The 18,170-nt window shown below is 35.9% G+C and carries 17 protein-coding genes, 1 tRNA gene and 2 pseudogenes; 6 read left to right on the forward strand and 14 right to left on the reverse strand.

From position 1 onward, the window contains the following. Positions 1–60: 60 nt before the first annotated feature. Positions 61–831: a 16S rRNA (guanine(1516)-N(2))-methyltransferase RsmJ gene (gene rsmJ / locus PROVALCAL_RS02245; protein ID WP_006657451.1), complete on the reverse strand. Its 771-nt coding sequence runs from the start codon at positions 829–831 to the stop codon at positions 61–63. Further along, complete coding sequence (gene prlC / locus PROVALCAL_RS02250) at positions 824–2,866, reverse strand: oligopeptidase A (protein WP_006657452.1); 2,043 nt, start codon at positions 2,864–2,866, stop codon at positions 824–826. Before prlC ends, rsmJ begins: the two co-directional genes overlap by 8 nt. 289 nt (positions 2,867–3,155) lie before the next feature. On the opposite strand from prlC, the gene PROVALCAL_RS19655 reads away from it, so the two are divergent. Both PROVALCAL_RS19655 and PROVALCAL_RS19150 read left to right on the forward strand, forming a co-directional pair. Next, positions 3,156–3,250 (forward strand) — tRNA-Sec (locus tag PROVALCAL_RS19655). Positions 3,251–3,466: 216 nt separating this feature from the next. After that, positions 3,467–3,760: pseudogene (locus PROVALCAL_RS19150) on the forward strand (virulence RhuM family protein); the annotation flags it as partial. A 191-nt stretch (positions 3,761–3,951) separates the two neighbouring features. On the opposite strand, the gene PROVALCAL_RS02255 reads toward PROVALCAL_RS19150, so the two are convergent. From PROVALCAL_RS02255 to PROVALCAL_RS02290, 8 genes are all read right to left on the reverse strand, one after another. Beyond that, entirely contained in the window at positions 3,952–5,016 is a 1,065-nt protein-coding gene (locus PROVALCAL_RS02255; protein WP_006657453.1) for a fimbrial protein, read from the reverse strand. A gap of 15 nt (positions 5,017–5,031) precedes the next feature. Continuing rightward, entirely contained in the window at positions 5,032–5,676 is a 645-nt protein-coding gene (locus PROVALCAL_RS02260) for a fimbrial biogenesis chaperone (protein WP_006657454.1), read from the reverse strand. Further along, complete coding sequence (locus PROVALCAL_RS02265) at positions 5,669–6,133, reverse strand: fimbrial protein (RefSeq protein ID WP_226890341.1); 465 nt, start codon at positions 6,131–6,133, stop codon at positions 5,669–5,671. The genes PROVALCAL_RS02260 and PROVALCAL_RS02265 overlap by 8 nt, the downstream gene beginning before the upstream one ends. 46 nt (positions 6,134–6,179) lie before the next feature. Then, complete coding sequence (locus PROVALCAL_RS02270; protein WP_006657456.1) at positions 6,180–6,707, reverse strand: fimbrial protein; 528 nt, start codon at positions 6,705–6,707, stop codon at positions 6,180–6,182. A 13-nt stretch (positions 6,708–6,720) separates the two neighbouring features. After that, positions 6,721–9,174 (reverse strand): fimbria/pilus outer membrane usher protein, encoded by a 2,454-nt coding sequence (locus tag PROVALCAL_RS02275; protein WP_071586578.1) that lies wholly within the window; start codon positions 9,172–9,174, stop codon positions 6,721–6,723. Positions 9,175–9,213: 39 nt separating this feature from the next. After that, a complete protein-coding gene (locus PROVALCAL_RS02280) occupies positions 9,214–9,903 on the reverse strand; it encodes a fimbrial biogenesis chaperone (protein ID WP_006657459.1) in 690 nt (229 codons plus the stop codon). Between the two features lie 64 nt (positions 9,904–9,967). Next, complete coding sequence (locus PROVALCAL_RS02285) at positions 9,968–10,525, reverse strand: fimbrial protein (RefSeq protein WP_006657460.1); 558 nt, start codon at positions 10,523–10,525, stop codon at positions 9,968–9,970. A 90-nt stretch (positions 10,526–10,615) separates the two neighbouring features. Beyond that, positions 10,616–10,870 (reverse strand): helix-turn-helix domain-containing protein, encoded by a 255-nt coding sequence (locus PROVALCAL_RS02290; RefSeq protein ID WP_006657461.1) that lies wholly within the window; start codon positions 10,868–10,870, stop codon positions 10,616–10,618. Between the two features lie 1,033 nt (positions 10,871–11,903). Between PROVALCAL_RS02290 and PROVALCAL_RS19660 the strand changes: the two genes are divergently transcribed. Further along, the gene (locus PROVALCAL_RS19660; protein ID WP_006657462.1) at positions 11,904–12,047 is read left to right on the forward strand and encodes a hypothetical protein; all 144 of its coding nucleotides are present in this window, start codon (positions 11,904–11,906) and stop codon (positions 12,045–12,047) included. Positions 12,048–12,240: 193 nt separating this feature from the next. Here PROVALCAL_RS19660 and PROVALCAL_RS02295 read toward each other — a convergent pair whose 3' ends face one another. Continuing rightward, positions 12,241–12,603, reverse strand: a complete 363-nt coding sequence (locus tag PROVALCAL_RS02295; protein WP_006657463.1) for a YibL family ribosome-associated protein — start codon at positions 12,601–12,603, stop codon at positions 12,241–12,243. A gap of 708 nt (positions 12,604–13,311) precedes the next feature. Between PROVALCAL_RS02295 and PROVALCAL_RS02300 the strand changes: the two genes are divergently transcribed. The 3 genes and pseudogenes from PROVALCAL_RS02300 to PROVALCAL_RS02310 all read left to right on the forward strand — a co-directional run bounded on the left by PROVALCAL_RS02300 (position 13,312) and on the right by PROVALCAL_RS02310 (position 14,882). After that, a complete protein-coding gene (locus tag PROVALCAL_RS02300) occupies positions 13,312–13,650 on the forward strand; it encodes a helix-turn-helix domain-containing protein (protein WP_006657464.1) in 339 nt (112 codons plus the stop codon). Between the two features lie 47 nt (positions 13,651–13,697). After that, positions 13,698–14,231, forward strand: a pseudogene (locus PROVALCAL_RS02305) (fimbrial protein). A 264-nt stretch (positions 14,232–14,495) separates the two neighbouring features. Beyond that, a complete protein-coding gene (locus PROVALCAL_RS02310) occupies positions 14,496–14,882 on the forward strand; it encodes a fimbrial protein (protein ID WP_006657467.1) in 387 nt (128 codons plus the stop codon). Positions 14,883–15,086: 204 nt separating this feature from the next. Here the strand turns inward: PROVALCAL_RS02310 and PROVALCAL_RS02315 are convergent, their stop codons facing one another. The 3 genes from PROVALCAL_RS02315 to PROVALCAL_RS02325 form a co-directional block, all read right to left on the reverse strand. After that, a complete protein-coding gene (locus PROVALCAL_RS02315; RefSeq protein WP_050788068.1) occupies positions 15,087–16,208 on the reverse strand; it encodes an SPOR domain-containing protein in 1,122 nt (373 codons plus the stop codon). Between the two features lie 68 nt (positions 16,209–16,276). After that, positions 16,277–17,392 (reverse strand): hypothetical protein, encoded by a 1,116-nt coding sequence (locus tag PROVALCAL_RS02320; RefSeq protein ID WP_006657469.1) that lies wholly within the window; start codon positions 17,390–17,392, stop codon positions 16,277–16,279. Between the two features lie 18 nt (positions 17,393–17,410). Then, on the reverse strand, positions 17,411–18,170 hold a 760-nt coding region (locus PROVALCAL_RS02325), incomplete at its 5' end, for a fimbria/pilus outer membrane usher protein (RefSeq protein WP_006657470.1).

An 18,170-nucleotide genomic window follows, 5' to 3' on the forward strand; every position in this document is an offset into this window, starting at 1 on the left:
CGCAAGTTTGTTGCTAATGTACTTGTAATAAGCCGTGCAAACGCCCTTCGCCGTTACGTTTTAATCGCTGTGTTTAATACAGGGATAGATATCAAATCGATGGCTTTTGGTTGTGACTGCTGAAGGTGCTTTTTGCCCCGCAAGCGGTTCAGCGTAATCAGGTCGCTTAACCACAACACGGCGTTTAGCCAGCGCAATTGCTGGAGCCAATAAAGAATCAGCATCATCATCAGCCCCGACCAATGATTGAAACACCCGCATCTCTTTCTTCACCAATGCACTTTTTTGTCGATGTGGGTACATCGGGTCGAGGTAAATAACGTCAGGCGCCTCAGTGATTTCAGCTAATGCTGTAATGCTTGATGCGTGGATCAGTGACATACGTGATTGCAACCATTCACCAATTTCAGGATCGTGATAACCGCGCTGTAAACCATCATCGAGGAGTGCTGCCACCACAGGGTGACGCTCTAACATTCGCACCTTACAACCTAATGCTGCGAGTACAAAGGCATCTCGACCTAAACCCGCCGTCGCATCAATAACATCAGGCAGATATTCTTTTTTAATTCCCACGGCTTTTGCAACAGCTTCACCTCGTCCTCCCCCAAATTTTCGGCGATGTGCCATAGCACCTGAAACAAAATCCACAAAAATGCCGCCTAATTTGGGTTCATCCATTTTTCGTAGTTGTAGGTTTTCAGGGGTTAGCACTAATGCCATTAAAGCATCAGGCGTATGAGTGAGTTGCCATTTTTCAGCAAGTTGAGCAAGGGTGCCTGCATCGGCACCCTCTTCACAGATTAATTGGATAGCAATGTGATTAGCCATGAATACCGTAGCTCTTCAACATCGCATCTAATTCAGGTTTACGACCACGGAAACGCTCGAACAATACCATCGGTTCTTCAGAACCACCGCGACTTAAAATATTGTCGAGGAAGGATTGACCCGTTTGGCGATTGAAAATACCTTCTTCTGAGAAGCGAGAAAAGGCATCAGCAGCCAGGACATCCGCCCATAAATAGCTGTAATAACCCGCAGCGTAACCGCCTGCAAAGATATGACTAAACGCATGAGGGAAGCGCCCCCATTTTGGAGATGGCACCACTGCAACTTTTTCTTTGATGGCATACAGTGTTGGCATCACTTGCGCACCTTTCGCTGGGTCGTATTCAGCATGTAAGGTGAAATCGAACAAACCAAACTCCAGTTGGCGCAGAACAAACATTGCAGACTGGTAGTTTTTCGCGGCTAACATGCTTTTTAGCATTTCAGCCGGCAGAGGTTCATTGGTTTCATAGTGACCAGAGATAAACTCGAGCGCTTCCGGTTCCCAGCACCAGTTCTCCATAAATTGGCTTGGTAGTTCAACCGCATCCCATGGAACCCCATTGATACCCGCCACATCAGCAACATCAATTTGGGTTAACATATGGTGCAGACCATGACCAAATTCATGGAATAAGGTGATAACTTCATCATGAGTGAATAACGCGGGTTTATCCCCCAATGGTTTATTAAAGTTACATGTTAAGTAAGCAACCGGATTCTGTAGTGAGCCATCTTTATGTACCATGCGACCCACGCAATCATCCATCCATGCACCACCGCGTTTGTGTTCACGAGCATATAAATCCAGATAGAAGCTACCACGCAGTGTGTTGGTATCATCATACAGCTCGAAGAAACGCACATCATTATGCCAAGTTTCAACATCATGGCGCTCTTTTGCTGTTAAACCATAAATACGATTAACAACTTCAAATAAGCCATTTAATACACGCTGTTCAGGGAAATAAGGACGCAGTTGCTCATCACTGAGTGAGAATTTATGCTGTTTTTGTTTTTCGCTGTAATACGCTAAGTCCCATGACTCAAGCGTTTCAACACCATAATTTTCTTTCGCGAATGCGGTGAGTTCAGCGAGCTCTTCTTTACCTTGTTGATGAGCTCGGTTAGCCAAGTCATTCAGAAAACCTAACACTTGCTCTGGGGATTCCGCCATTTTTGTTGCGAGAGATTTTTCTGCGAAGTTTTTAAAACCAAGCAGTTGAGCCAGTTCATGTCGTAGCGCCATTAATTCATCAATAAGTTCGCTGTTATCCCATTTACCAGCATTCGGACCTTGGTCTGAAGCTCGGGTACTATAGGCATAGCTCATTTCACGGCGCAGTTCAGCGTTATCCGCATAGGTCATAACAGGCAGGTAACTTGGCATATCCAACGTCAGTAAGTAGCCTTCTTCACCTTTGGATTCCGCCATGGCTTTTGCTGCGGCGATTGCACTCTCAGGCATGCCAGCAAGCTCGCTTTCATCTTTGATAAGCTTGCTCCAACCCATAGTGGCATCGAGTACATTGTTACTAAATTTAGAGGCGATCTCCGATAAACGTGCGACGATCTCACCATAACGTTGCTGTTTTTCAGCAGGTAGTCCGATGCCGGACAGTTCAAAGTCACGCAGTGTATTTTCGATAGATTTACGCTGAGATTGGCTTAAATGTTTAAATTCATCCCCTTCTTTTAGGGATTTATAGGCTTGATATAGCGGCTCATGTTGCCCCATCCATGTACTGAATTCAGACAGTAATGGCAGGCATTGTTCATAGGCTTCACGTAGCTCAGGGCTATTTTTCACAGAATGTAGGTGGCTAACAGGAGACCAAACACGGGAAAGTTTGTCGCTTGCTTCTTCTAATGGTTGGCACAGATTGTCCCAAGTGTAATGGTTGTTCGCGGCGAGTAATTTCTCAACGGTTTGGCGATATTCGCCTAAAGTTTGTTCGACAGCTGGAAAAATATGTGCAGGTTCAATGTGTTCAAAGCGAGGTAATGCTGAATTGGCTAATAATGAATTTGTCATAAAAAAACATCCTTGAATGCAGGCTTGCGCTCGGGAGCCAAGGCTTACTGTGCTGACAATGAAAGTGTTGGCGGGGTGATTGCTCTTGAAATCAGCGCGCCGTATGTGGACATGAATAAGTATATGGGGACAAATATATAAACCTCAATATCACAATTGTGCTTTTTGTTATCAGTTTTTGAGAATGGAGACAGGACTTATTGGCGTGCGTCAATAATTTGTAGGGTTGTTCTTACAATACCTTGGAAAATAAATAATTCAGTTTATAATCGAACACCTACCAAATAGAGGAAGATCGTCGTCTCCGGTGAGGCGGCTGGATTTCAAATCCAGTTGGGGCTGCCAGCAGTCCCGGGCAGGTTCGACTCCTGTGATCTTCCGCCACTTTTTCTCCTCTTACCTTTGTATCAATACCATTTTTTGTAGTTTGTCTTAATCTATAAAGGTTGGTAGGCATTCACTACCCTTTTTTGGCTCGCGGTTTCGCGATAAAGACATGCAGAGCTAAAATGGTTCTTGCTAACCATCCTATCTTTGTGTGCAACATAGTATATTGTTGGTTTTGAAGCTTTTTCCGAATATCCAAATGGAGGCAATTTGATGAGTGAAAATCTTCCTGAAGCACCACAGGGTGAATTTGTTTTATTCCGTAGTGAAGATGGGAAAATTCACGTCAAATGCCGCTTTGAATCGGATACGCTGTGATTATCTCAGGCTGAAATTGCCAACCTTTATCAGGTAACTCCTCAAGCAATAACTCAACATGTTAAAGTTATCTACGAAGAGGGTGAGTTTGTTCAAAATTCAACTTGTGAGTCTTTCTTACAAGTTCGGCAAGAAGGTAATCGGCAAGTTAATCGTAATACTTTGCATTACAACCTCTCAGTAGAACTGAAATAATGTCTATTCGCTAAATAAAAATACCCTCCAGTGAGAACAATTCTCCAGGTGAGCGTTTTTATGCTGTCGATCTAAATCGGATATTTAATGATATCCGATCATTCTCTCTTTAAAGCTCTCTGATACTCAATTTCAAACTAGTTAGGATATGTCGTTTAGCGGTTTTCTAAATGAGGGCTCATACATCACTGATAAGAATAAGTTAAACCAATCATCGCTTTAGCTGACCCAGTCTTAAATGTTTCTTCCGGTTTTCTGACATAGCTGAAACCTATCGTAAAGCTCATCGGGTTGTTTTTATTTGCAGTTCCAGATCGCTGTACATAATACTTTTTCTGCCCAGGAATGCCTGCAGCAGAACCATCAGGCCCAAATAAAAATCGCTGACCACTTCCACTAGTAACTGCAAAACCAACTCCCGACGCAGTGGAATCAGATGTTAAATGTGCGACACTGGTATTGTTCGTTGTATCAGTTAAATCAACAAAAGAGACAAGAACGTCAATATTCGGATCACATTGCAATGAAAATGTTTGTTGTTTCGTTCGTATATTTGAGGATGCATCAGAATTCTCAATAGAACTCGCTGGGATCTTATCCATATCTAATGCCATTACTTTGCTCGTTGGCTCACAACCAGTAACGGCACCATTAATAGTCACTGCATTATACTGTACATTGGCTGCTTCTCGTGCTTTTCCCGCTTCATCGTAGCAAACATAGCGATACATTTTCATAGACGGTAAAACAGTACTCCCTACAATTCTATCAGGACCTTTATAAATATAAGCCCCGATAGTCACAAGCTTAGGAGACGATATACGCAAGCTATTATTTATGCTTCCTTGCCAAACAGTAGTTGTTATACCAGGCAAGGGTCGAAAATCATTTGTAGTATAACTAAACCCTCCTACTGGAGCGAATGAAAACCCAGTAACTCCAGTTTCAAATAAATAAATCACTGGATGTGCACTCGTAGATTGAAATGTTTGTCCGGTCCATTGCGCAATAGGCTCATAATCTATTCTGCTCAGCGTATAATTAATATCGCTATTATTACAGATCTTTAAAGCACTCCAGCTGCCCGTGTTTGCAATAACTGAGCCATAAGTTATTCTGTCAGCAGGCCCTGAAATATCAACATAACCAAAAGAATTTGTAGTATAAGTAATCTCTGGCATGGCAAAAGAATAATTTATATGTAATAGCATAATGAAAAACACCATATGTTTTATATTAAAAAATTGCATATTTTAATCCTGAATTTATTTATATGATAAGTTTGTTACCTTTACTACATCATTGTTTTCATTATAGAAATGAATAAAAAAATCACAACGGTTTGAATTTCCACATATATTATTTATTTCAAGTTTATCATTAGGGGAAATGCTAAATATTTTTTCATTTTCAGTAGTTTTTTTCTTCGAGATTGAGATGGTAAATACATGTTTAGATTCATTAAATAAAAAGTATTTATTATTTTCTTTTACTATATTAATTAATTTAAAATCATTCTCTTTTAACTCGGCATGACGAAAAATCAATTTAAAATGACTTCTTATAGCTAAAGATATGGATGATATATTGTCATCAAATTCTGATTTCGGTATTGCTATAATTGTTAAGTTTATGATTTTATCAGTGTGATAGTTTAATTTATTAGTTGGGATAATGGTTATATTTCTACTATTATCCTTTGAGATCAAAAACAAAGGTGGAGAAATAATAAAATTATCATCATCAATAACACTCTTTATCAAATATTCGTTTTCATTATCATTAATAATTTTAATATTAGTATGATTATCATTTTGATCTATATTAAATCTAGTTCCAACAATAGTGATCCCACTAAATGCAGGATTCAAAAATAAAATAAAAAACATTACTATAACTTTATTAATCATAAAATATCTCAAAGTCTACAATACTTGTTATTTTTCCTGGAGATGAATTTTGGCTAGTTTTAATGTAATAAGCAAAAAAATGGAATATATTATTATTTTCATTATGACTTATATTAAGTGATGTCTTATTGTTTTTAATGTCAATATTTTTTTTATTGAAATCATATAGCCCTATAGAAATTGATTTCGCTCCTTCATTTGTATTATTATTATTTTTTAGCAAGTTGCTCATTACTAAATCACTTTCTCCTGTAAATTTAATATATGCAGTAGAGATATTTGTAGGACAATCTTCTAGACTTATTGTAAAAGGAGTTTCTCCAAATGGAACTCCAATTTTTTTATCTCTTAAATCGTTTGTTCCTAATGTAATTGTTAAATTTGATAAACTTTTTGAAATTGTGCAACTTTTCTCAATAACATTCGCATTAATATTAATAGTGATTCGATCACTCATACTTAACCTTGGAAATATTAATAATGTAAAAAAAAACAAGACTATTTTATTCATAATAGATATCCAGATAGAGTAGTGAAGATGCATCACCTGAACTAACATTTTGGTTTGTTGATATATATCTTAAATAGAATGTAAAATCATAACTCGTTGTAGTAATAGTTTCATTCAAAAATTTTTTTGAATTTAATTTGATTCTATCTTTATTTTTATTTAGTATTTCTATTGCGAGCCCTGTAGCTACCCCATCTATAGAGCTACCTGATTTTCCTATAATCTTTAATAATGTGGTATCATTTGCATCTGCTTCCCCTGAAAATTGATACATCATATTATTTACATTACCACTACAATTTTCTAAATGTATTGAAACTGATTTTTCAGGACTAACATCACCTATATTATTAAAATCGCCTGGATTTAAATCTTGAAAATTAACATTTTTAATTAAATCATTACTGGAAATATTACAACTTTGTCCTAATATAGCTCCGTTAATATTTAATGTTACATCTGCAGAATATGCAGAAAAACAAAAAAAGCAAAGTATGAATAAAATAAATTTATTTTTCATTCTGAGTATTCCATTATTTGCAAATGACGCTTTCTTTATTAATGTTATTCATCGCATTATTCTTATTATAATTAATAGTAAATTGACAACTGGTACTCTTATCTATTTTAACGGTATAGCTTGAGTTTGATTTAACGCCAGTTAAATAAACTGTACTATCATCATTTACTATTGATGTCATTTTATCATCATTATTTATAACAAGAGTTCCAAACTTTATTTTTTTTCCTTGATAGTTAAGTGATACTAAAAAGTTATATCCTTTACGTACATCAAAAACAACTTTACTTACAGCACCTCTAGTTGGTGCTACTTTCATCACTTTTCCATCTATATCGTAACCCATACCAAATGTTTCAGGGAAAAGCCCGACATCATTATAGTGGTATGCGGTAGCGTAAGGAATAAGAGCATATCCGTTATCACCAATAGTGATATTTTCTCCGGATTTATCAATCCTAGCGCCACTTGCTCCTATTGCTTTTACTAATATTGCGGTATCATTTGCTTCTCTTGCAAATATAATTCCATCTTGATGAGCAAGTATAGAACCAGTAACTCCATAATCAAATTCTTTTGTAGTGCTAGAATAAGATGTACCCGTACTAAATTCGGCAATATTTGCTTTATAACGTAAATTTAAATTTGATTTATTCTCACTATTATTACTCACAGTTTGATAAAAATTGTAATTTAATTTATTGTCTAAAGCTGATCCATATAAACTAGTCAAATTATTATATTTAGATTTGTTATAGTTTGTGCTATTGGTTAAATATACTGTATTTTTATCTATTGCATTAGATAATGGAACTGATATTGATAAATATAAAATATCTTCAGTGTTGTTTATATAGGTATTTTTATTATAACTAGTAGATATAATTATATTGTTAAACTCTGGAAGTGTTTTATTCCATCCAGCTTGGATGTTTTTAGACTTATAATCGCTATTCCAATATGAATTTACATTACCCCATAAATATAGTTGACCATAATCACCTAGATTTTGAGATAAATTCAATTGAAAGCTATTCTTTTTTCTTTCATTATAATTAAATAGTTCATCGCTGAAACTATTTTTATAGTTATTCCTATAGCTTGCTTCAGTAAATGTATAATAATTAGATGTCGAATATCGGTAGCCTGTTAATTGAATATTAGTTCCTGAGTCACTGAATGATTTTGCGTATAAAATTCGATATGAGCCACCAGTATAACTTTTGTCATATATTTTAGCTTGCGCTTGCATAGCATCAATTGATAATGCACCAAGTTTTCCCATATCCGTTCCTAAACCTAATCCAGCAGAAAAGTAATCATCAGCAATTTGATAACCGGTATAGATTGTACTATCTAAAGGCAATCCTAAGCCTAGTGTACCTTGAGAAAATTTATTTCTTTTGGCTGACGTAATATCTAATTGTCCTAAACTCACAGAATAATTAAAACTATCTTTACGTAATAAGTTTGGTAACGAAGAATAAGGAACGTTATATTTTACGATAGCTCCATCGGCTGCGGTTAATTCGACTTCATAATCACCACTTGTTCCTACTGAATTTAAATTATCAATATTATAAGGACCAGGGTTGATGTATTCCTGATATAATATATTGCCATTCTGTCTAATAGTGAGCTTAGATCTTGAGTCTACAATACCTTTAATCGTTGGACTATATCCTCTTTCACTATCAGGTAGCATCTCATTAGCTGTAGCGAGCGTAATGCCTGTATATGAAACTGAATCAAATAGCATTGAGCCTAAAACACTCTGACCAACAATGAGATTACTTTTTATTGAATTTATATTTCTTGATATTGAGGAGTTATTAGATTTCCAGTCATCATATGTACGAGAGCCAACTTTATTTTTGTTATAATATAAATTTGATTGTATCCGCCATGACCCTAGATTTAATCTATTATTTAAATTTAAAAAAAGTGATGAATAATCATCCATATTTTTATTTTTAGAAAATGAGCCATTTAAATTATAATTCATCATAAACATTGGGATGCCATCATCCCAATCAGATTCATCAGCTAATGTTGATCTAATAGATTTAAGATAAATTTGAGGTATTGATAAAGTTAATGTTAATTTAGATAAATCAACATCATAACTAAAATTATTTATATACTTACTTATATCTATGCATTCATTATCTGGCAATGATTTTAATTTATTTAATACATCCTTATTAAAAGGAATGGCATTAATAATTTCTGTAGTAAAACATGGCGTAACTTTCTTGTTTTTTTCTTCTATAAATACAATGTTAATATTTTTAATGAAATTATCATTTATATTAACATTTAAAAAATATTTACCCGGAGTAACATTATTACCTGCCGATAAATACGATAAATCTTGGATTGAATCGACATCAGAACCTAAAAATAATGGATTGAAATAATCTTGCGCATATGAATTATTGACATTAGCTAAAAATAATAAAAAAATATTTTTTTATTTGGCACATAGATATATTTCCAAATTTAATTAAAAAACACATTCTTTGCTTTTTATTTGAACGCCATAGTCATTAATAAAATTGAAATTTAGAATTTTACTTTTGTTATTATTTGTTAAATCTAAATAAATATCTGACTTAGGTGGTATCGTTTCGGCTTTAGATATTTCATTTCCACTAATATATAATGAGCTTAAATTCATATAAAAAGCCGTAGGGTTTTCAATCTTTAACTTGTTCTTTTCATAAGAACATTTTAATTTTTCATAAGAGTTAAATGAGCTCTCGGTAATTGAACTAGGTCTAATAAATAATTTTATTTTTGTTGTTGTAGAAATTAATAATGCATTATCTAACTTCTGTTCTTCTTCTGTCAACGAAGGTATAACTTTTGAATTTAGGAAAAATATTTTTTCTCTATCATTAGGTAATTTATTTTTATCTCCACTATAGACTATGTTTAATAAACTATCTGAATTAGGTTTTATAACAAATAATGGAGGAGTGACAATAAAATCAGACACCTTATTTCCATTTTCATCTGACACCCACGATTGGATAAGATAACTTCCATCTTTATCACTATTATATAATTTTAATGATATTTGATTTTTATCCGAAGGATAGATTAATCGGGTTGCACTTAAGGATACTCCTCCCGCATATACATATTGAGTGAAAAATAAAAGACAAAAAAATAAATATGTTTTTTTTAACATAAAAACTCCATGACTGATGATTAACCATTATGATTAATCATCAGTTTATTGCATTTAAATAAAATTAATTGTATGTCAACGTGAAATTAGCAACAGATTGAACTTTACCAGCTGTAACTGCGGCTGCTGTTGATTTATAATCTACAGATAATGGAATAGTCGTTGTTTCAGCTAAATTGACTTTAGAACTTAATGCACCAATGTCTAATGCACTACCATCTGGGTTGAATAATTGTAGCGCAACATTTTTAGCTGAACCTACACCCGCAGTATTAGCTAATAAACCAGGTTTACCTTCTACTGTTTGTCCATTAAATGTAACTTGAACTGATTTACGAACGTCTGTATCACATTCAAGTAAATTGATATTAAATGGTTTACTTGCGTTTGCTAATTGGTCGGCAGCTGTAAATACTGTAGACTTAACAGTATCTAATGTAACAATTTTATCAGTATCTGCACTGGAAACTGCACATGGTCCCGATGTTACTTCCCCATTAAATGTAATATTACCACCATTAACTACTTGCGCAGGAAGCGGCTCATTTTCTGCAAATGCAGCACTACAAACAATAGAGGAAATAACAACAGACAACATAGCAATTTTTTTATTAATATTCATATATACTCCAAATTAATATATTTATTTAAAATAAAAAATAATTATTCATACAGAGCAACCGTATTCATAAAAAAATATTATTAAATAATATTAAATATCTTGAGGTTTTCCTGTGCTTTTAATTATTTCATTGGTAAAGCATTCCCAATTTAAACCAAAAACATTCAGATATTGATTAATACGTCCTATAGTTAACATCGTCTTTCCATTTTCATATCTAGATACTTGCTGTTGGCTTATTTTCAGTAATACTGCCAATTCTCCTTCGGTAATGCCATTCTGCTTTCTTATCCTCCTTAAAAATGAGGATGCAACATCATTTAACATTTCATCTGTAAAGTTCATTTTTATCACCAGAATCTCTAATGTTAATTAATATAATTCAAAAAATAATTAAATAGATTATTCATATTAGGTAAGTAAAACTAATTTAATTTATTCTATTGGGTTTAACAAACATCAACTATTTCTCAAATACACTTATATTGAGTATGTTGATTTCTTTTTCAGCATATCTCCGTTAATTCACTTACTTTTTTACAGTAATAAAAAATTACATTGACATAAAATGAAATAATTAATAACACAAAAAGTTTGAGTGTTAACAAAATATCTACATTTTATTGAGCAATAAAAAATATCAGTGTTATTTCTTCTCAATCTCTTCGTAATATCAAATGATAACGTTAACATTATCGCGTAATACGAGTAAAAATAAAATAAACCACGTGACTATAGTCATGTTTATCATATTGAAAAATAAGAAAAATATACATTTAACTTACGGTAATTAACTTGTTCATACACTTCCAATTGTAAAAATTACAATAATAATAAAAAATTATCGTATTATGTTAAATAACCACCTAATATCTATAATTATTCTAATTTTTTAATTTGCATTGATTTACAGTTACTCATTGAAAAATAAACATACCTACAGATTCAGTCATGTATTCAATTGGTAATATAGGGTATTTATCTCGGAGAATATTCATGGTCAAAGTGGATGTAAGGTGTCCTGAACCCCGTTAAGCTTGCGGTTCAGAGTTATAACAAAAGCGCTTATCGCTTCGAAGCAGACTTACTTAACAAGATTGTTGCTTACAGCGTGAGTAACAAAGATATCAACTATCTGCTGGTAGGTACGTTGGAACAGTTAGGCTACCAGTAAGAAACGGTGCTTTATCGCAACATATACCTCATATGCTTGTCTTGGGCATACGCACTGCACACGGGGGAGAGTACCGAATAAACTGAGCACCACATCTCCTAACGTTATCGCAGCACTGCTGCTAGAAATACTGATTTTTTATATCGCATGGTGTCAGATTAGATTAAAGCGAGGACACTGGGTAACCACACCATTGCACTGGATATGGATGACTTAATCGCCAATGGTAAAGCTAAGATTGATGGTGATCGGGAAATTCTTAAGCAGATTGCCGGAACTCTGGATACCAATATTAAAAATGACATGAATTTAGTACTGCCACTGCAAAAAGAAAATCAGGTTTGGTAAACAGATAAGATTAACGTAATAGTATATCGAGGGTGGTCTGGGCCACCCGTAATTTTTACATCTATCTATTGAATCCACAGTCAGAAGCAGATACAGCAAATGATTCACTAATGGCGGATAACTGTGAAAGGTGCAGTTAAAATCGCTTTGTATTCGTGGTTCATAACAGATTTTAGTTGCGGAGATTTTTTAGCTAAAAATCAGTCTTAGAAAAACCAGTCATATCATCCAATTCCATTTCGCGACCTAATGCCGTCATGGGATGGACAATTATCAGACCTCGTACAGATTTCTTCAGTTTGCCAAGATCAGCTTGTTCTTTCTTAGTGATAGCACGCTTGAATGGCATATCCATCAACTTTTGCGCTTCTTTGCTGAGCTTCTTACTACGTTTTTCCTTCTGGTGAGCAATTTCGGCTTCCAGTGTCGCTTTTTCTTTTTCAAGTTCAGCGTACTTTTCAGCTTGTGTCGACAGTTGCAGACTTGCCATCTGGTGACGAATAAGATCTAAGCGGTCGCTCAGAAGTTTGATCTGTGTTTTTTCGATTTCTTTCATTATTAATTAACCATGAATAAATTTCTTGTCAGCAAGTATACACCATTCTGTCTGGGAGGGTGAAAGGGATACAATGTGTCTCTATCTCTGACTCACATGGGGGTGACCACATGAAAATTGGATGTCGTAAGGTGAATCGTGGCATTGTCAGCATGCGCGGTGGGATGCTATTTATCATTTTTTTTTAGCCCATTAGACCGACACGCTTTGTTTTTAAATCAATAAAACAATCCCTTCTTTTGCTTATCTAGATTATTTTGCGTAAATCATACCCATAAAATGGGTTTTTTATATCCTGTTGATTATTAGTTATTTTATTGGGATTTTGCTTGTTTTTAACACTTCCGATTACTCCATATGTGGGTTTTTTGAGTTGAAATTGCGATTTTTGTTACTATATGTGAGTAGTTGTTAAAAAGGATTAATTTTAGATGAATGTATTATTTTTATTTGAAAAATAGATTAAAAAACTAGTTAATTAATGTCAGATATTTATTTTTAAAAATGAATCAGAGGATTAATTATATAATTAGCTGTTATGTAAGTGAAATAACCTAATTGTAAGAAATGTAAATATAATTATTTCTATGAAGTGTTATGTTTCTATTATTTGATATTTAAAAATAGCACTCTTATAATTTTAATCATTCAGCGAGAAATTAAATATTTCAATTAAATTTTTATTAATTTGAGATTTGAATTTTTATTATGAATAAAAATAAATTAAGTGCTTCTAAATGTGAGGGGAGAGATAATTTATTATCTTTTTATTGTGGTTTAATTATAAGGGAAATACGCAAAGAAAATGGTATTTCTGCACATGAGTTAGCAAAAAAGATAAATATCTCACAGCAGCAAATGTCACGTTATGAGCTTGGAATAACTAAATTTAGTCTTGATATGTTATTTAATATTAGTGTGGCTCTTGATATACCTTTTGAGAGAATAATTAAATTCATCATCCTAGAATTACAGAAATCGCCTTCAGATGATGCGACTGAATTGAAAAACAAAATATCTGCGTCTGATACTGTTTATTTTTATTAATTTATTTTAATAAATTATTTTATCTATGTTTATTACAGGAGGATAATATGAAAAAAACTATTCTATCAACACTCATTTTTAGTGAAATGGGTACATCAGCTATGGCCGTTGATGCTGGTAGTGGGACTGTGATTTTTTCTGGTTCTATTATTGAAGCACCATGCTCAATTGCCCCTGGTGAGGAAAATCAAGAAGTTCCATTGGGTTAAGTGTCGAATATGACATTAGATAATGGTGGCGAATCATCCGCGCAACCATTCCAGATTAAATTAGAAGGTTGTAATCTAAAAGGTGATAACCAAGTCGCAGTCACTTTCAAAGGAACAGACGCAGGAGAAAATACAGGCTATATACAAATTACGGGCGATACAAGCGGTGCTGCAGTAAAGATAATGAATGCATCAGGTTCTCATATTAAAATTAACTCTAGTGCCAAACAGAACTATGTTGAAGGAAGTAATACGTTGAGAATTCAAGCATCACTTATTGGCGTTCAGAAAGTTGATGCGCAGAGTAAAATTATTCCTGTAAAACCAGGGAAATTCCAAGCAATGACTAATTTTACGTTAGCATATAATTAAAAGTAGAAAATATTATTTCACCGCGAGTTAATGAAACTCGTGGTATATAGATTAAAACGATTATTATCAATTAATAGAAACTTTAGCTTTTTTCACTCTATATGATGGGGTATTTATTTTGGAGTTTGAATAATTATGGTGTTTGATATTGAAAGAATAATAAAATGGTGTTTGTTTTTTAGCGTTCAATGTTTTTTTCTTTAGTCATTTTTGTATTGCAGAAACCTATACGTTAGCGATTAAAGTCAATGTGATTGGAAGAACATGCGACGTGTATGGGGAAATGGACCCGGTCATCCTATTGAGGTTTCATTTGGCGAGATAAATGTGAGCGAGTTTACGAATGAAAGATATACCAAAAATATTGATTATTATTTTGATTGTGGCTCTCAATCGCCCAGTAATTCAAATTTTAAACTAAAATTTGAGAGTTCAAGTGCAGAATTTAATACTGATTTAGTCAGAACATCTAATGTGAATTTAGGTCTGAAAATTCAAGCGGATAATAAAATGTTATCACCCGGAGAATATCGTAATTTCACGTACAATAAAAAACCATTACTTACCGTTTCGCCTGTTTTAAATACAGCCAAGAAGATTGATTTGGGTTTGTTTACTTCAACGGGTGTGTTGAAAATTGAATATCAATAGGTGGTTTTTTCATGACATCTAAAGTAAAGAAAAAATGAAAAACTAATCCCCTTTAAGGGGATTAGCGAAGTGATTAAAAAATAATACTGATAATGTGATTTTTTTTGTATAAAACGAGTAAAAAATTATTGATCTTATACGGGTAAAACATCTTATAGTGGGTGCTAAAAATAAGCTTGGTTCTTATACCTAAACATCGATATATTAATTCAGTTCAGATTGAACATGTTGAATGCTGCGCACCCACGGTTTATCCCGTTGAAACGCAGAAGGTAAATTGTGTATGGCGTGTTTGGCCGAGCGGATTGACGGGTATTCACCATACACGAGCACATACCATTGGCGGTTATTTCTGACGGTTTCATACACCAAATAATTACTCAATTTATGTCGACGAGCTTGTTCATAAAGCCCTTCAGCGCTGGCAGCACTCCCTAGTTGTAGCGTGTAATGGCGAGAGGATGCAGAACGAATATCGCCGCCTAAATTGGTGCTCTCAGCGGTTTTTTTTGTCGTGGGGATCGTGACTTCTATCGGCTTGCTAGGCATGTCGATTGGTATCGATTCTATCTGTTCAGTTTCACTTTTTTGTTCGGACGGGGGTAGCACGAGGGTAATGATCACTTCCGTGGGTTCGTCAGGCACAGTTTCGTCTATCACGGGAGGTAATTGTTGCTGGAGGTGGGCGTTATGTGCCGCGGCGAGCATCAGACGTTCTCGATACTGGGCAATAGGTTGCCATATTGTCGTCAGCGCATTTTGTAATGCCCGAATAGAGGTGTAAATTCGGTGCGGTTTATGGTTTTGCGATGCCTCTAGCAATGCATGGTTTTCCTTGGAAGATAATTCCATCGTGTCAGCTTGTGACTCAGGTTGAACGGGTTCCGTCATCGGAGAACGGACTAAGGAGTATGAATACTGTTGGCAAAGTTGTGCATTAAACTCATCTGCTGTGACACGCATTTCGTCCTGAATGTCATCTAACGCTTCTTGCGCCATCGCTTGTACTTCGTTATTTGCGGCGATGGCTTTTTTCAGCCACCACGTTGCACAGGCTGAGCTTTGAGGTCCGCCTTCTCCGGTAAAAAACAAAATCCCCAAGTGGTATTGACCAAGAGGGTAACCTTGTAAAGCGGATTGCTGAATATAGTAACGCCCTTTTGCAAGATCAACAGGGACGCCATCGCCATTGATGGATTGCACGCCGAGGTCATGAATTTGCTCAAGGGAGGTTGAGGGTGTTGCCGAAAGTGCAGGGCGGTATAACAGCATTGGAAGCCCGATGAACAGTAGCGTTAGAAAGTGGCGGCGGTAAGTGGCTATCATGAGATTCTTATCGTTGAAGTATATGGGCTTAGTGGCGCGTGGTGAAAACCACTAAGCGGTGAGGTGGGTTATTCCCAGTCAATGGTGACGGTCGCAGAAGCAGAGGCGGCGCCGGATTTAAAGCCCTGCCCAAGTGCACAGAGGCTAAAACGGTAAGGGATTAAATTTTGACCGACAGTTAGCTCCCCCAAATTCACTTCGTTTGCAGGTGGGGTGAGATTACCAGTACCAAAATTGATCCCACTTGTATGGCAGGGTGCATATATCGATTTAATCGAAGCACGTATAGTTGCAGGAGCGATCTCGCCGGTAGCATCCATAGTCATTTTTAAGTCATTTGAATATGTTTGAGTCGTGCCGTTAAGCGTCAATTTGGCGGGGGTATGTGCATCTGCACTGCCAGTACAGTTGATTGTAAAATTCCCATCAATCGACCCTAAAACATCTTTGCGGTTTCCTCCTGGTGTGCCAGAGGTATTGCCTTCCCACTCCCAAATATTCACTTTGCCAAAATCAATCTTAGGTGGTGTAGAAATAGAGCAGGATAACCGAGTTTTTACTGTGATAAATCCTGCTGAAGAAAGGGGGATCCCCGGCTCCATATATAGACCAGCGTAGAAAGCAGGGATACTATATTTCCCTGGCTGTGCATTAGGTCCCACATAAATAGCAACCATTCCATTAAAAGATATACTTCTTCCCGCTCCCATCGGGTTCGGAAAACTATTATAAGATGTTCCTGTAACACAATATGTAAATGGAGAATTTTGGATCACTGCGCTACCAGTAGCAGTCGTCTTTCCGTAAGAATTAAACGTGGCTCCACCATTATCTCCTCCTCCTCCATAAGTATTAACCGTAGCATCCTTTACAATAAAAAGGATGTCTTCAGCAATCTTTAATCCCGTATATTTACCATCTGAAGATGTATATGTTGTGCTTGCGCTATTCCATATTGAATTATCATCAGCACTACGAATATTAAAAGCAAAACAGCTTTGACCCATGAGAGTTTGGTACCCCCAACCTGTTGCTGAACGATATGTATCATTAACAGCATCACTCCATACTAAACCCTCTCCCACATCATATTCACCAGAAGCTCCGCTAAGAGATAAAGCGTAAGGCTGACCTAGCAAAAAGAAACAAATACTCCCAATCAATTTATAAAAATAATGTTTCATATTTTATTAATCCTTTTATTACCTAAAGTTTGTCCATTGTGAAAATGGCGGTTTTTCTTCATGCGCTAGGTCTTCTAATTTCTGTATTCTCGAAGCAAAGCTAACCGGCTCTTTCGTAGTTAACACCACCTCTGTTCTACTTTCAGTACCACAGGGATATGTCACTTGGCGGATAGGCATATCGGCGGAGACGTCCACATGGCGTAAATCAAAATTCACCTGACATTGCTGTGCGGCCGCGTCCCCCCACTTCACCAACAATTCCCCCGTTTCAGGTAAACCTGTGAGGTACACTTGCCCTCCATCCCCCACAATGCTGCTCATGTTGTCAGCACTGTTATCGGTTATTAAGGTGGCTATCGCCCCAAATGGCACAGACTTGGCACCCTGTTTTAAGGTCATTAACACTTGGTAGCCGATACGGGTACGGAAACTGGCTTTCACCACCGCACCTTTGGTTGGGTAAACATTGGTATTGGATTGCGGCAAATCGACATTTTCAGGCAGCGTACTGGGGTCTAAACCAATGCTGTTTTTGTTATAGTCGGAGAGGTAAGGCGCCACGGCGTAGCCTCGCCAATCGGTCACGGCAGTACCGCCATTGACGCTGACACCCTCGGCGCCCGGTGCACTAATCAGGGCAACGGAATCGCCCATCGAACGGCTTAAGGTTAGTCCTTCAGAATGTAACAATGCGCCACCACTGGCGTTCATATTGATGGATTGAGCATTATTACTGTAGCTATAGCCCCCACTGAGACTGCCTTTATCGCCTTGG

Origin of the sequence: Providencia alcalifaciens DSM 30120 (assembly GCF_000173415.1) — a bacterium.
Taxonomy (GTDB): Bacteria; Pseudomonadota; Gammaproteobacteria; order Enterobacterales; family Enterobacteriaceae; genus Providencia; species Providencia alcalifaciens.

Bases quoted from the DNA above. Each gene is read 5' to 3' on its own strand.
- PROVALCAL_RS02265 (WP_226890341.1), bottom strand. From the start codon at position 6,133: ATGAGTGATCGAATCACTATTAATATTAATGCGAATGTTATTGAGAAA.
- PROVALCAL_RS02270 (WP_006657456.1), bottom strand. From the start codon at position 6,707: ATGAAAAATAAATTTATTTTATTCATACTTTGCTTTTTTTGTTTTTCT.
- PROVALCAL_RS02260 (WP_006657454.1), bottom strand. From the start codon at position 5,676: ATGATTAATAAAGTTATAGTAATGTTTTTTATTTTATTTTTGAATCCT.
- PROVALCAL_RS02285 (WP_006657460.1), bottom strand. From the start codon at position 10,525: ATGAATATTAATAAAAAAATTGCTATGTTGTCTGTTGTTATTTCCTCT.
- PROVALCAL_RS02310 (WP_006657467.1), top strand. From the start codon at position 14,496: ATGCGACGTGTATGGGGAAATGGACCCGGTCATCCTATTGAGGTTTCA.
- PROVALCAL_RS02290 (WP_006657461.1), bottom strand. From the start codon at position 10,870: ATGAACTTTACAGATGAAATGTTAAATGATGTTGCATCCTCATTTTTA.
- PROVALCAL_RS02300 (WP_006657464.1), top strand. From the start codon at position 13,312: ATGAATAAAAATAAATTAAGTGCTTCTAAATGTGAGGGGAGAGATAAT.
- PROVALCAL_RS02255 (WP_006657453.1), bottom strand. From the start codon at position 5,016: ATGCAATTTTTTAATATAAAACATATGGTGTTTTTCATTATGCTATTA.
- PROVALCAL_RS02315 (WP_050788068.1), bottom strand. From the start codon at position 16,208: ATGATAGCCACTTACCGCCGCCACTTTCTAACGCTACTGTTCATCGGG.
- PROVALCAL_RS19660 (WP_006657462.1), top strand. From the start codon at position 11,904: ATGGATGACTTAATCGCCAATGGTAAAGCTAAGATTGATGGTGATCGG.
- PROVALCAL_RS02280 (WP_006657459.1), bottom strand. From the start codon at position 9,903: ATGTTAAAAAAAACATATTTATTTTTTTGTCTTTTATTTTTCACTCAA.
- PROVALCAL_RS02295 (WP_006657463.1), bottom strand. From the start codon at position 12,603: ATGAAAGAAATCGAAAAAACACAGATCAAACTTCTGAGCGACCGCTTA.
- PROVALCAL_RS02320 (WP_006657469.1), bottom strand. From the start codon at position 17,392: ATGAAACATTATTTTTATAAATTGATTGGGAGTATTTGTTTCTTTTTG.
- prlC (WP_006657452.1), bottom strand. From the start codon at position 2,866: ATGACAAATTCATTATTAGCCAATTCAGCATTACCTCGCTTTGAACAC.
- rsmJ (WP_006657451.1), bottom strand. From the start codon at position 831: ATGGCTAATCACATTGCTATCCAATTAATCTGTGAAGAGGGTGCCGAT.